General features: G+C 64.4%; 10 protein-coding genes. 5 read left to right on the forward strand and 5 right to left on the reverse strand.

The features are described 5' to 3' along the window. Positions 1-206: 206 nt before the first annotated feature. Genes NX775_RS14755 through NX775_RS14765 form a run of 3 tightly spaced genes read left to right on the forward strand, consistent with a single transcriptional unit; the run spans position 207 to position 4958 of the window. Positions 207-1100 carry an ABC transporter ATP-binding protein gene (locus NX775_RS14755; protein WP_258836680.1) on the forward strand — a complete coding sequence of 298 codons (894 nt, stop codon included), beginning with the start codon at positions 207-209 and terminating at the stop codon, positions 1098-1100. 2 nt (positions 1101-1102) lie between these two features. Continuing rightward, a complete protein-coding gene (locus NX775_RS14760; protein WP_258836681.1) occupies positions 1103-4708 on the forward strand; it encodes an ABC transporter permease/M1 family aminopeptidase in 3606 nt (1201 codons plus the stop codon). 43 nt (positions 4709-4751) lie between these two features. Further along, a complete protein-coding gene (locus NX775_RS14765; RefSeq protein ID WP_183557532.1) occupies positions 4752-4958 on the forward strand; it encodes an addiction module protein in 207 nt (68 codons plus the stop codon). A gap of 70 nt (positions 4959-5028) precedes the next feature. Here NX775_RS14765 and NX775_RS14770 read toward each other — a convergent pair whose 3' ends face one another. From NX775_RS14770 to NX775_RS14785, 4 genes are all read right to left on the reverse strand, one after another. Next, positions 5029-7698 carry a DNA topoisomerase III gene (locus NX775_RS14770; protein WP_258836682.1) on the reverse strand — a complete coding sequence of 890 codons (2670 nt, stop codon included), beginning with the start codon at positions 7696-7698 and terminating at the stop codon, positions 5029-5031. Between the two features lie 244 nt (positions 7699-7942). Then, the gene (locus NX775_RS14775) at positions 7943-8401 is read right to left on the reverse strand and encodes a Smg family protein (protein ID WP_258836683.1); all 459 of its coding nucleotides are present in this window, start codon (positions 8399-8401) and stop codon (positions 7943-7945) included. Positions 8402-8614: 213 nt separating this feature from the next. Further along, a complete protein-coding gene (dprA, locus tag NX775_RS14780; protein WP_258836684.1) occupies positions 8615-9745 on the reverse strand; it encodes a DNA-processing protein DprA in 1131 nt (376 codons plus the stop codon). 7 nt (positions 9746-9752) lie between these two features. After that, entirely contained in the window at positions 9753-10874 is a 1122-nt protein-coding gene (locus NX775_RS14785) for a LysM peptidoglycan-binding domain-containing protein (RefSeq protein WP_258836685.1), read from the reverse strand. A gap of 281 nt (positions 10875-11155) precedes the next feature. Here NX775_RS14785 and def point away from each other — a divergent pair, with 281 nt between their 5' ends. Both def and fmt read left to right on the forward strand, forming a co-directional pair. Next, entirely contained in the window at positions 11156-11695 is a 540-nt protein-coding gene (def, locus tag NX775_RS14790; RefSeq protein ID WP_183556720.1) for a peptide deformylase, read from the forward strand. Further along, positions 11695-12642 carry a methionyl-tRNA formyltransferase gene (gene fmt, locus NX775_RS14795; RefSeq protein WP_258836686.1) on the forward strand — a complete coding sequence of 316 codons (948 nt, stop codon included), beginning with the start codon at positions 11695-11697 and terminating at the stop codon, positions 12640-12642. The genes def and fmt overlap by 1 nt, the downstream gene beginning before the upstream one ends. 96 nt (positions 12643-12738) lie before the next feature. On the opposite strand, the gene NX775_RS24245 is transcribed toward fmt, so the two are convergent. Further along, entirely contained in the window at positions 12739-12969 is a 231-nt protein-coding gene (locus tag NX775_RS24245; RefSeq protein WP_258836687.1) for a BrnA antitoxin family protein, read from the reverse strand. Between the last annotated feature and the right edge of the window lie 121 nt (positions 12970-13090).

A 13090-nucleotide genomic window follows, 5' to 3' on the forward strand; every position in this document is an offset into this window, starting at 1 on the left:
GGGCGTGGGCCGCGCATCCGTTGCGGGGAACAACAAATTTATAGAAAGAAACCCAGCATGCACCCTGTCACCGGATAATGCAGCCTGGGGCCCGCTTTGGCCCGTGTATCGCACCGCGCCTGCCCTCGCCGTGACGATTGAATACAATGCCAGTGTGAAAAAAGAGTAGCTGCGATGTAAATACATCACTGCGGCCAGGAGTTGTCATGCAATTAAAGATCCGCAATTTGTCCAAGACCTACGCCAACGGCGTGGTCGCGCTCGACCGTGTCACGCTGAATATCCCGGCCGGGATGTTCGGGCTGCTCGGGCCGAACGGTGCGGGCAAATCGACGCTGATGCGGATTCTCGCCACGCTGCAGGAATGCGACGCCGGCTCGGTGTTCCTCGACGATATCGACGTGCTGGACGAGAAAGACGCGGTGCGCCGCATGCTCGGCTACCTGCCGCAGGATTTCGGCGTCTACCCGAAGGTCACGGCGTACGACCTGCTCGACCATTTCGCGCAGCTCAAGGGCTTGTCGCACCGGACGCGCCGGCGCGAAGTCGTCGACGGCCTGCTGCAGCAGACCAATCTGTGGGATGTACGCGCGCAGCGCCTGGGCACCTTTTCGGGCGGCATGCGCCAGCGCTTCGGCATCGCCCAGGCCCTGCTGGGCGACCCGCGCCTGATCATCGTCGACGAACCCACGGCCGGCCTGGATCCGCAGGAACGCGTGCGCTTTCACAACCTGCTGTCGGACATCGGCGAAGAGCGCACCGTGCTGCTCTCGACCCACATCGTGTCCGACGTGGCCGACCTGTGCGCCAATATGGCGATCATCAACAAGGGCCAGGTACTGCTGTGCGGCGAGCCGCAAGAACTCATCTACGGCATCGAAGACTTCATCTGGGCGCGCTTCGTCACCAAGGCCGAACTGCCGGCGTTCCAGGCGCGCCACAGCGTGATCTCGAGCCGCCTGCTCAGTGGCCGCACGCTGATCCACGTGTATGCCGAGGACGATCCGGGCGACGGCTTCGAGCCGGCCCGCGCCAGCCTCGACGACGTGTACTTCGCCACCATCGCCGGCCGTCACAATCCCGCCGCCGGGGATTGCTGACCGTGCGCGCGCTGCTCGTCATTGCCCGCTTCGAGGCCAGGCAGCGCCTGCGGCTGCTGTCGACCTGGGTGTATTTTGGCGGCTTCCTGGCGCTCGGGATGCTGTGGATGGCGGCGTCGGGCGGCGCGTTTCGCGAGCTGTCGATCACGTTCGGCACCCGCATCGCGATCGACGGCCCGCGCCAGATCGCGCTGGCCACCGCGATGCTCGGCAGCCTCGGGGTTATTGTCGCCGCGGCTGTCATGGGCCGCGCGGTGCAGCAGGATTTCGAGCACGAGATGCACCACTTCTTCTTCAGCGCGCCACTGCGCAAGGCCGATTACGTGTTCGGGCGCTTCCTGGGCGCGTACGCCACGCTGGCCGTGATCTTCGCCGGCATCGTGCTCGGTCTGTGGCTGGGCACCTTCTTGCCGGGGATTTCATCCGATCGCATCGGCGCCGCGCCGCTGGCGGCCTGGCTCACGCCGTACCTGTTCACGCTCCTGCCCAACCTGTTCATCTTCGGCGCGATCTTCTTCGTGCTGGCCGCCCTCACCCGGCGCATGCTGCCGGTGTACGTGGCCAGCGTGATCATGACGCTCGGGTACACCATTGCACCGTCGCTGGCGCGCGACCTCGATTTCAAGACGCTGGCCGCGCTGATGGACCCGTTCGGCACCACGGCCCTGATTCGCCTGACCGAATACTGGCCGCTGGCCGAGCGCAACATGCGCCTGATCGCATTGACCGACGTGTACCTGGTCAACCGCGTGATCTGGATCGGTTTCTCGCTGCTTGTGCTGCTGCTTGGCTACTGGCGCTTCCAGGCCGTCGGCGAGACCGAGGGCCAGACGCGCGCGCGCCGCAAGCTGGCGCCCGAACTGCCGTCCGGACTGCCCTCCGGACTCACCTCTCCATTGTCGCGCACGGCGCGCGACACCAGCACGCCGCCCGATTTCGCGGCCCGCAGCCTGGCCGTGCTGCTCGTCAAATCGGGCTGGGGCGAGCTGCGCGAATCGACCCGCAACGCGTACTTCGTGGCGCTGGCCACGGCCGGCGTGCTCGCGCTGATCGCCAGCGCGCTCGACCTGGGCGCGATGTATGGCACGCCGACCTATCCCGTCACGTACATGATGCTGGAACTGATCCGCGATGTGACGGGTCTCTTCGTGATCATCACGACCATCTTCTATGCCGGTGAACTGGTCTGGCGCGAGCGCGAGATGCGCACCAGCCAGATCCTCGATGCCCTGCCCGTACCAAGCTGGCTGCCGCTGGCCAGCAAGACGCTGGCGCTGATCGGGCTGCAAGCCTGCCTGCTGCTCGTCGCCATGGTCACGGCCATGCTGATCCAGCTCTTCAAGGGGTATTTCCAGCTCGAACCGGGCCTGTACCTGCAGGCGCTGTTCTCGATCATGCTGCCGCACTACGTGCTGCTCGCGGTGCTGGCGATCGCCGTGCAAGTCATCGTCAACCACAAATACCTGGCCAACTTCGTCATGATCGGCTGGGTGCTGGCGGCGCTCGCCTTCAATGGTGCGGGCCTGGATCATCCGCTGGTCCTGTACGCGGTCTGGCCCGACCTGACCTATTCGGCGATGAACGGCTTTGGCCACTACCTGCTGCGCGAACGCTTCTACCTGCTGTACTGGAGCGGCGCAGCCCTGATGCTGCTGGGCGCGGCGCGCGCGCTGTGGCCGCGCGGCGTCGACAGCGGCTGGCGCGAGCGCCTGCACCTGGCGCGCCGCAGCTTGAGCCTCCCGGTGCTGGCTACAATCGGCGCCGGCGCCGTCGTGTTCGCGGGCAGCGGCGCCTTCATCGCGTGGGAAATGGCGCAGGGCGGCTACCTGAGCGCGCGCCAGACCGAACAGCTGCGCGCCGACTACGAACAACGCTACCACCGCACCGCCTTCCTGCCGCAGCCACGCATCACGGCAGTTACGCTCGACACGGCCATCCATCCGGCCGCGCGCGCGCTGCAGGTCAAGGGCCGTTATCAGCTCGAGAACCGCAATAGCAGGCCTTTGTCGGACGTGGTGCTGTACCAGCAGCGCGGCGCGCGCCTGAACGTGACGTTCACGCAGCCGGCAACGCTGGCGGCCAGTGATCCCGAGCGCGGTTTCTATCGCTACCGCCTGGCCGCGCCGATGGCGCCGGGCGCGCGCATGGCGCTGGACTTTACCGTCGACTACGCGCCGCGCGGCCTGCTGGGCCTGGGCAGCGAAACGCCGGTCGTGGCCAACGGTACGTTCTTCACGAATGATGTCATGCCGCGCATCGGCTACCAGCCGGCGGTGGAACTGCGCGACGAGCGCGATCGCCGCCGTTATGGCCTGGCCCCGCGTGCGCGCATGGCCGCGCGCGACGACCCTGCGGCGCGCGCCAACCACCTGCTGGGCGTGGACGCCGACTGGATCGACTTCGAGACCACCGTCAGCACCAGCGCCGACCAGATCGCGGTGGCGCCAGGCACGCTGGTGCGCGAATGGAGCCAGGACGGGCGGCGCTACTTCCGCTACAAGATGGACCGCCCGATGCTGAACAACTACGCCTTCCAGTCGGCGCGCTACGAAGTGCGCCACGAACGCTGGCAGGACGTAACGATCGACGTGTATTACCACCCGGGCCACGAAGCCAATGTGGAGCGCATGGTGCGCGGCGCCCAGGCGGGCCTCGACTACGGCGCGCGCAACTTCGGGCGCTATCCGCTGCGCGAACTGCGCATCGTCGAATTCCCCCGCTACAGCGATATGGCCGTTGCCTACCCGGGCGTGATCCCGTTCTCGGAAAGCGCCGGCTTCATTGCGCGCATCGATCCCGGCTCGCCGAAAGACCTCGACTACCCGTTCTACATCAGCGCGCACGAGACGGCGCACCAGTGGTGGGGCCACCAGCTCATCGGCGCCAACACGCGCGGCAGCACGGTGCTCAGCGAAGGGGTGTCCGAATACATGGCGCTGATGGTCATGCAGCGTGCCTATGGCGCGGGCAAGATGCGGCGCTTCCTGCGCTATGACCTCAGCGGTTACCTCAGGGGCCGCGCGAACGAGCAGCGCAAGGAAGCGCCGCTCGCGCTCAACGAGCAGCAGCCGTACCTCCAGTACCAGAAAGGTGCGCTGGCGCTGTACCTGATGCAGGACATGCTGGGCGAGGATGTCGTCAACGGCGTGCTGCGTAGGCTGTTGGAGCAATACAGCTACCAGGGCCCGCCCTACCCGACCGCATCAAGCCTGATCGACGGCCTGCGCGCCGTCACGCCACCGGCGAAGGCCTATCTGATCGACGACCTGTTCGAATCGATCGTGCTGTACGAGAACCGGGCCGACAGCGCCACGGCGCACCGGCGCGCCGATGGCAGGTACGACGTAACGATCCGCGCCAGCGCCGGCAAGATGCGCGCCACCGACCAGGGCGAAGAGCAGCCGATGCCGCTACACGACTTCATCGAATTCGGCGTGGACGACAGCGACGGCAATCCTCTGGTGCGCGAACGCCGCCTCGTCAGCCGGGCCGAACAGCAGATTACGCTGGTGGTCGACGGCATCCCGGCGCGTGCCGGCATCGATCCCGATAACAAGCTGATCGATCGAAAACCGCGTGACAATATGCGTGCAGTCGACAAGCCGTAGTTCTCGCGCTATGATCAAATCAAAATATGGGGGAGGAAGCGTCATGTCAAACCTGGTCACGGAGATTACCGAAAAAATCCAGATGCTGAACGCAACAGAAAAACAGCAACTGCTACACATGCTGCTGCAGGACATCGACGGGCCCGATCAGGACGCCGATGAAGCGTGGCGCAACGAAGTCGTGCGGCGCGTGCAAGCCATTCACAACGGCGAAGCTGCCATTCGCGCGTTGAAGGAATGGCAGGACTGACAGCGTTCAGTCCGTCTCACAAAGAAAAACCGCGGCATGCCGCGGTTTTTTTACGCCGGTGGGCGCTGTCTTATTTCGCCGCCGCCTTCTTGGCAGGCGCTTTCCTGGCCGCCGGCTTTTTGGCCACTGCCTTCTTGGCGGCAGGTGCTTTCTTCGCCGCTGGCTTGGCGGCCGCCTTGCGCGCGGCCTTCACCGGTGCGGCTGCACCGTCGACCGTTGCCTCGGCATCTGCGGCGCCATCGGCAGCGCCCGCCTTGACCTTGGCGCCCGGCTTGGCCTTGCGCTCTTCGAATTCGAAGCTGATCTTGTTGTCCTTGCCACGCACCAGGAACGCCTTGAACGCGCGCCGCGTGCGCTGCGACACAAAGCCCGGCAGCAGGTCGGTCTTGCCTTCATTGAGCAATTTGCTCATCTGTTCAGGCAGGATCTCTTGCTGCAGGATGATGCGGCCGCTGCGGAAGTCGCATGTCTTTGGCTTGGCCACGCTGTGTTCGCACACATAGGCCAATGGCATTTCGAACACGCCGCCGGTGCACTTCGGGCACGGACCCACTGGCGTCTGGCCAGTAAAGTCCACGCCTTCGCCGTCGGCGCCTTCATCGTCCTGGCCAAAATCGAACTCGAGCTTGAAGTTCTTGATCTCTTCGTCGCGCACGATGCGCAGGATCGCGGCAAACGGACGGCCCATTTTCGAGCGGAAGCCTTGCAGCGGGCCGATCGTGCGTTTTTCAAGCAGCTCTTCGACTTCGCTGATCTCGAACTGGCGGCTGCCCGGCGTCTTGCTCATCGAGAAATCGCACTTGGTGCAGGCAAAGCGGCGGTAGTTTTCCTTGACCACGTTCGCGCAATTCGGGCACGGGGTGGTGAGCGTCGCGTAGTCGCCCGGGATGGTGTCGTTGCTGTATTCCTTGGCGCGCTTGACGATGATCTGGGTCATCTGGGCAATTTCACGCATGAATTCTTCACGCGAGATCTTGCCCTTTTCCATTTGCGACAGCTTGAATTCCCATTCGCCGGTCAGTTCGGGTGCTGTCAGTTCATTCACACCCAGGCCGCGCAGCAAGGTCATCAGCTGCGATGCTTTGGCGGTCGGCATCAGCTCGCGGCCTTCGCGCAGCAGGTATTTCTCGGTCAGCAGACCCTCGATGATGGCGGCGCGCGTTGCCGGCGTGCCCAGGCCCTTGCCCGCCATCGCGTCGCGCAGCTCGTCCGAGTCGATCAGCTTGCCGGCGCCCTCCATGGCTGACAGCAGCGTCGCTTCGTTGTAGCGCGCCGGCGGTTTGGTGACCAGGCCGTTGGCCGTGATTTTTTCGGTCAGGACTTTCTCGCCCTTGGCCACCGGCACCAGGTTGGCGCCATCCTTGTCGTCGCCCAGGTCCTTGCCGTACACGGCCAGCCAGCCGGGATTGGTCATGACCTTGCCTTCGGTTTTGAACTGGTGGCCCGAGACTTCGGTAAAGCGCGTCGTGACCAGGAATTCGGCCGCCGGGAAGAACACGGCCAGGAAGCGGCGCGTGACCAGGTCGTACAGCTTCTGTTCCGGCTCGGACAGGTTTTTCGGCACGATGCCGGTCGGGATGATCGCGAAGTGATCCGAAATCTTGGTGTTGTCGAAAATGCGCTTGTTCGGCTTGACCCAGCCGCCCTTGGTCACTTGCTTGGCGAACTGATTGTAGTTATTGGTCTCGGCCAGCGCGACGAGCGTTTCCTTGACCGTGGCGATATAGTCTTCGGGCAAGTGGCGCGAATCGGTACGCGGGTAGGTCAGCACCTTGTGCTTTTCGTACAGCGCCTGGGCCAGGCCCAGCGTGTTCTTGGCCGAAAAACCAAAGCGGCCGTTGGCTTCGCGCTGCAGGCTGGTCAGGTCGAACAGCGCCGGCGCCATCGACGTGGTCGGCTTGGATTCTTCGGTGACGGCGCCCTGCTTGCCGCGGCAGGCGGCGGCGATCGAGTCGGCCGCGGTCTTGCTCCACAGGCGCTCAGCGCGTTTTTCGGGGTCGTTCTCGTCCTTCTTGAACTTCTGGTCGAGCCAGCGGCCTTCGTAGATACCGGCGGCGCACACGAACTCGGCGCGCACTTCCCAGTAGTCGCGCGGGACGAATTTCTTGATCTTTTCTTCACGCTCGACGACGATCGACAGCGTCGGCGTCTGTACGCGGCCAACGGTGGTCAGGTAGAAGCCGCCCTCTTTCGAGTTGAACGCCGTCATGGCGCGCGTGCCATTGATACCGATCAACCAATCGGCTTCGGAGCGGCAGCGCGCGGCGTCAGCCAGCGGCAGCATTTCTTCGTCGCTGCGCAGATTGGCGAAACCGTCGCGGATGGCGCCGGCCGTCATCGACTGCAGCCACAGGCGCTTGACCGGTTGCTTGGCCTTTGCGTTCTGCGCGATCAGGCGGAAGATCAGTTCACCCTCACGCCCGGCATCGCATGCGTTGATCAGGGTCGTCACATCCTTGCGCTTGATCAAACGATTCAACACCTTCAGGCGCGATTCGGTCTTGGCGATCGGATTGAGCGCGAAATACGGCGGGATCATCGGCAGGTGCGTGAAGCTCCACTTGCCGCGCTTGACGTCGTGCTCTTCGGGCACGGCGATTTCGAGCAGGTGGCCAACAGCCGACGAGAGCACGAATTCGTCCGATTCGAAGTACTCATCGTGCTTGGTGAAGCCGCCCAGCGTCTTGGCGATGTCGTTCGCGACCGACGGCTTCTCGGCGATGATGAGGGATTTGGTCATAGTGTTTCTCGTCGTACTGTCTATATAGTGTGGGGCTTGCGCATCATACATGCTCGGGCCGGCGCCGGTGAAATTCTGGCCATCATGCCAGTTTGGTAACGTCCTGAATGAAGCGGCCAATGATAAGCGGGTTTTCGCGCTTCCGGCAAGGGGCCGCCCCACGCTGGTGCATTCAGACAGACAGGCCGGAAATACAAAACGGGGCGCGCAGCCCCGTTCGTTTATTACCATTACTGCACCGAATTTAGTGCAATAAACGCGGCTCCTGCTCGTCGTCGTCGCTGAACAGATCGTCGAACATCAGCGCGTCGGATTCCTTGCCCTGACTCCACAGCACCATCAACACAATGATCTTGAGTTTGCTCAATGCAATGGGCGATTCGTCGCAGGCGAGCGCACGCTCGATGACGATTTCGCGCTGGATCGGGCCGAGCACCTTGGCGCTTTCGAGGAAGGCGATGAAGCCGATCGCTGCGCTGCCGAGCTCGATGTATTCTTCGTCGACGTAGTAACGGGTGCCCGTGGACGCATCGATCGTTTCGGGCAGCGGCGCGTCGGTCAACCCGCCCAGCCAGTCGAGCGCCTCCGTGATTTCGATGTCATCGAAACCAACGGCGGAGAGCTTGCGCGCCAGGGCTGCCGGCTCGGGGCAGGCGTCGGGACGGTAGTACGTCTCGTAGAGATAGACCAGGATGTCGAACATAGTGACGCTACTGTAGCAGCTAAACTTCGTGAGGCACAAGTGGAGCACGCCAGCCGCGCCGCACCACGGAAAAACCGTTGTATCCAAGCCTTGTTCAATAAGCCAGCTTATTAATAATGATTAAAAACAAGCACATACCATTCGCATAATACGGATCGGGAAGCATGACCCCGCTGTCATGGTCGGTCATAAATACGCCCTGCCACGGCGCTGTCAGCGCCAGATACGCTGTACCCGCCCACCCGGCAACTGGGTCACGAAACCGGCCAGTTCCAGCTTGAGCAGGCGTGCGCCAAGCATCCCCGGATCGAGCGCCAGGCGGGCCAGCAACTCGTCCAGCGCGACCGGTTCGTGACCCAGAGCGTCAAGCAGGATGGCGTCGTCCTCCGACGCAGGCGCGGCGGCATCGACCTGCGGCAACCCTGCCAGCGGCGACATCCGCATGGCCATCAACACATCGTCCACCGTCTCGACCAGTTGCGCGCCTTCGCGGATCAGGCGATGGCAGCCCTTGGTCAGCGCCGAATGGATGGAGCCGGGAAGTGCAAACACCTCACGGCCCTGCTCGGCTGCCAGCTGCGCCGTGATCAAGGAGCCGGACTGCGCTGCCGCCTCGATTACCAGCACGCCGGCTGCCAGGCCGCTGATGATGCGGTTGCGGCGCGGGAAGTTGGCGGCCAGCGGGGGCATACCCAGCGGATATTCGCTGACGATGCAGCCTTGCGCGGCGATCCGGTGCGCCAGCGCCCGGTTGCGCGCCGGATAGACGCGGTCCAGGCCCGTGCCGACGACGGCGATCGTCGAGCCGGCGCCGCGCAGCGCGCCTTCGTGCGCCGCCGTATCGATCCCCAGCGCCAGCCCTGACACCACGCACAGTCCGGCGCCGGACAGCGCGGCGGCAAACGACTCGGCATCCACCCGGCCCTGCACGCTGGCATTGCGGCTGCCCACGACCGCGATCAGCGGCTGCGCCAGCAATTCCACGCGGCCACTGACATATAACAGCAGCGGCGGATCGGGAATCTCTGCCAGCGCCGGCGGATAGCGTGGATCGTGGCACGTGACGAGATGGTGGTCAGGCGCGGCCAGCCAGGCCAGCGTGGCGTCGATGAGCGCCGCCAGCGCGGGCGTGACGGGGGCGCAGATGGCGCGTGCCTGGGCGGGCGTGACGTGGGCGCCCAGCGCTTGCGGACCGGCGCGCAGGATGGCGCCGGGGGTGCCGAACACGGCCAGCAGCGCGTGCACGCTGCGGCGCCCTACCCCATCGGCCTGTTCCAGGCGCAGCCAGTCGGCGATCGGGGTGGCGTGCTGGTCCGGCGTTGGGCGGGGGTCCGTGGCCTGCACGGCGGTGTTACTCCGGTGATTTGACCACGTCGCCGACTTGCACGGGCGCTGTCACCGTCATGATCAAGCCGTACGAGACGTTCTTGAACACGCGGAAGATGAACAGGCTGCCGTTTTGCTCGTCAGGCATTTTCAACTGGGCACGCCCCATGCCGAGGAAACCCCGGCTCGCCGGGTCGGCCACAGTCTTCCCGACATGATAGAGCTGCAGCACGGCGCCGACATCGAGTCCGTCAACCGCGCCCCGGTTGACAGTCACGACCTGGCTCTGGCCGGCGTAGGTCACGCCGGCGTAAATGGACATCACGCGCGCATCGACCGGTTGCAGCGGCGCATGCGGTACGTAATTACGTACCGGCGTGGGTGGCTGCGGCACCAGCAGGTCGCCCACGCCCATTTCACGCACGGTGTCGACGACCTGGAACGTATGCGCATCGACGCCCGGGCCGGCCGGGGTGACGAGCTTGACGCTGCCCAGGAAGGCTGCTTCGTGCGCCATCACCTTGCCGGTCTGCGGATCGCGCAGCACGGTGCCGGGGCGGAACACCTGGTACACCGTGTCGCTCGTGAGCGCGCCATGCACGTACACGCGGTCGCCCTTGCCAAGATAGAAGCGGCCTTCCTGCGAGGCAACGATGCGCGGCGCGCCGGCCAGCTCATCGGCTTCGACCACCAGCGGCTGGGTCAGATACGGTTCGATGGCCCCGGCGGGGATCGACGGCACCGCACCCTGGCCCGTGCCTTCGCTGCGCACCTGCGGCGACAGGCGCGTCAGCGGTAGCTGGCCACGGCCATCGCCGTCCTCGCCAGGCCGGTTGAACGACAGGCGGCCGCGCGCGCGGTCGAACCAGATCACCTGGCCCGGATAGATCCAATGCGGGTTGCGAATTTCATCACGGTTCATGCCCCAGACCTGGGGCCAGCACCATGGGTTGCGCAAGAACTTGCCGGAAATGTCCCAGAGGGTGTCGCGCTTGACGACGACGTGCTTGTCGGGGGCGTCGGGGCGGAACGCGCAGGCCGCCGACGGGGTGGCAGTATCCGTCTGGGCCACGGCGGCGCCGCTCGCGGCGCAGGCCAGCAAGGCCACCGCTGCAGCATGGGCCATGACTGTGCTAAAATTTTTCATTGAAGACGTCCGTTAAGTCCGGCGTTAAGACAGCGTAAATCCGAATACGATTGCAGGCCGCGCGCGCAGTGCGCCCGGCCGCGGCGCCAGAAGCATCACGACGTACCGCTCCCCGCCCACGGAAGGGTTGCTGTATAGAATCAAATTCTGCACACAATTGCCTGAACTAGCAAGACAAACCGGCGTTTGTCCTGCGGGGCGTGTGGCGCATTTGCTGTCTGAAATTGCCCGCGCTCCAGCACCCCGTCAACCGCACCCACCTCTCGAAATCCGAACTGATCATGGCCCTACTCGACATCCTTCGCTATCCCGATCCACGCCTGCACAAGATTGCCACGCCCGTGACCGAATTCGGCACCGAGCGCCTGCGCACGCTGGTTGCCGACATGGCCGACACCATGTATGACGCGCCCGGCGTTGGCCTGGCCGCGAGCCAGGTGGACGTACACGAGCAAGTCGTCACGATCGACGTCACCGAAGCGCAGGACGATCTGATGGTCTTTATCAATCCTGAAATCACCTGGTCGAGCGACGAACGCGCCGTGTACGACGAGGGCTGCCTGTCGGTGCCGGGCGTGTACGACGGCGTCGAGCGGCCATCGCGCGTCAAGGTGCGCGCCTTCGATCTCGAGGGCAAGGAGTTCACGGTCGACGCCGATGGCCTGCTGGCCGTCTGCATCCAGCACGAGATGGATCACCTTAAGGGAAAGGTGTTTGTCGAATACCTGTCGCCGCTGAAACGCAACCGCATCAAGGCCAAGCTGCAGAAAGAAGAGCGCGGCCTGGCGCGCGAAGCGGCCCAGCGCGGCGCGCGTCGTTGATGAAGGTCGTCTTTGCCGGCACGCCGGAGTTTGCCGCCGTCGCCCTGCGTGCGATCCACGAAGCCGGTTTCACCGTGCCCCTGGTCCTGACCCAGCCCGACCGCCCGGCCGGGCGAGGGATGCAGTTGCAGGCTTCCAGCGTCAAGCAATACGCGCTGGCGCATGGCATGCCGGTGGCGCAGCCGCTGTCGCTGCGCACCGACAGCAATGATCCGGAGCGCGCCGAACAGGCACGCGCAGCCCATGCGCAGCTGCTGGCGCTGGACTACGACGTGATGGTGGTGGCGGCCTACGGCCTGATTCTGCCGCGCAGCACGCTCGACATCCGTCCCTGCATCAATATTCACGGCTCGCTGCTGCCGCGCTGGCGGGGCGCGGCGCCGATCCACCGCGCAATCGAGGCGGGCGATATTGACGCTGGCGTGACCATCATGGAAATGGAAGAAGGCCTCGACACCGGCCCCATGCTGCTGATGGAAGGCTTGCCGATCGAGGCCACTGACACCACCGGCACGCTGCACGACAAGGTGGCGGCGCTGGGCGCGCGCATGATCGTCGAGGCGCTGCACAAGATGGCCGCCGGCGAGCTGGTGGCCACACCGCAGCCGGAGGCCGGCGTGACCTACGCGGCCAAGATCAAGAAAGAAGAAGCCAAGCTCGATTTCACGCTGCCGGCGGACGTCCTGGCGCGCAAGATCCGTGCGTTCAATCCGTTCCCCGGTGCGAATGGCGTGGTCGACGGCGTGGCAGTCAAGATCTGGCATGCCGACGCCGTTGATGGCAACGGTACGCCGGGCCAGGTGCTGCAGGCGGATGCAAGCGGGATCGTGGTGGCATGCGGTGCAGGCGCACTGCGCCTGACCGAGCTGCAGAAACCGGGCGGCAAACGCCTGGCGGCGGCGGAATTCCTGAAAGGGTTCGCGCTGGCGGGCTTGACCTTCAGCTGAGCCGCCACGGGCTCCGCATACGACAAGGCAGCCCGCGGGCTGCCGTTTTTGTCTTCACGCCGTGAAAAAGGCGCCTCGCCGGCGCCTTGCAACTGCTTACTCTGCCTGCGAATTACGCTGGGCATCCATATGTTCACGCAGAACCTGGTTGATGCGGGTCTGATAGCCAGGACCTGCAGTCTTGAACCATTCGAGCATATCCACATCCAGGCGGATCGTGACAATCTGTTTCACACCATTGCTGGCAACTTGCGGCTTCGACGATGCTGCTGACTCCGGGTTGCTGTCAATTGGCTGATCCCAATCCGGTCGGTATTCTTTGTTCATGCGTAATCCCATCTGTTCACGCCACTCGCGGTGGCTTGACTTCATTGTCGTCTCACCATGTAACGTAAAGATTGCTGCTAAGTCGCGAATTGTAACGCCATGTAACACATACCATGTTACA

It is taken from the genome of Massilia aurea, from assembly GCF_024753205.1.
Classification (GTDB): Bacteria; Pseudomonadota; Gammaproteobacteria; order Burkholderiales; family Burkholderiaceae_D; genus Telluria; species Telluria aurea.

What these genes read in the sequence shown, in the direction of transcription:
- NX775_RS14755 (WP_258836680.1), top strand. Translation starts at nt 207, where the DNA reads ATGCAATTAAAGATCCGCAATTTGTCCAAGACCTACGCCAACGGCGTG.
- NX775_RS14765 (WP_183557532.1), top strand. Translation starts at nt 4,752, where the DNA reads ATGTCAAACCTGGTCACGGAGATTACCGAAAAAATCCAGATGCTGAAC.
- NX775_RS14770 (WP_258836682.1), bottom strand. Translation starts at nt 7,698, where the DNA reads ATGACCAAATCCCTCATCATCGCCGAGAAGCCGTCGGTCGCGAACGAC.
- NX775_RS14775 (WP_258836683.1), bottom strand. Translation starts at nt 8,401, where the DNA reads ATGTTCGACATCCTGGTCTATCTCTACGAGACGTACTACCGTCCCGAC.
- NX775_RS14785 (WP_258836685.1), bottom strand. Translation starts at nt 10,874, where the DNA reads ATGAAAAATTTTAGCACAGTCATGGCCCATGCTGCAGCGGTGGCCTTG.
- def (WP_183556720.1), top strand. Translation starts at nt 11,156, where the DNA reads ATGGCCCTACTCGACATCCTTCGCTATCCCGATCCACGCCTGCACAAG.
- fmt (WP_258836686.1), top strand. Translation starts at nt 11,695, where the DNA reads ATGAAGGTCGTCTTTGCCGGCACGCCGGAGTTTGCCGCCGTCGCCCTG.
- NX775_RS24245 (WP_258836687.1), bottom strand. Translation starts at nt 12,969, where the DNA reads ATGAACAAAGAATACCGACCGGATTGGGATCAGCCAATTGACAGCAAC.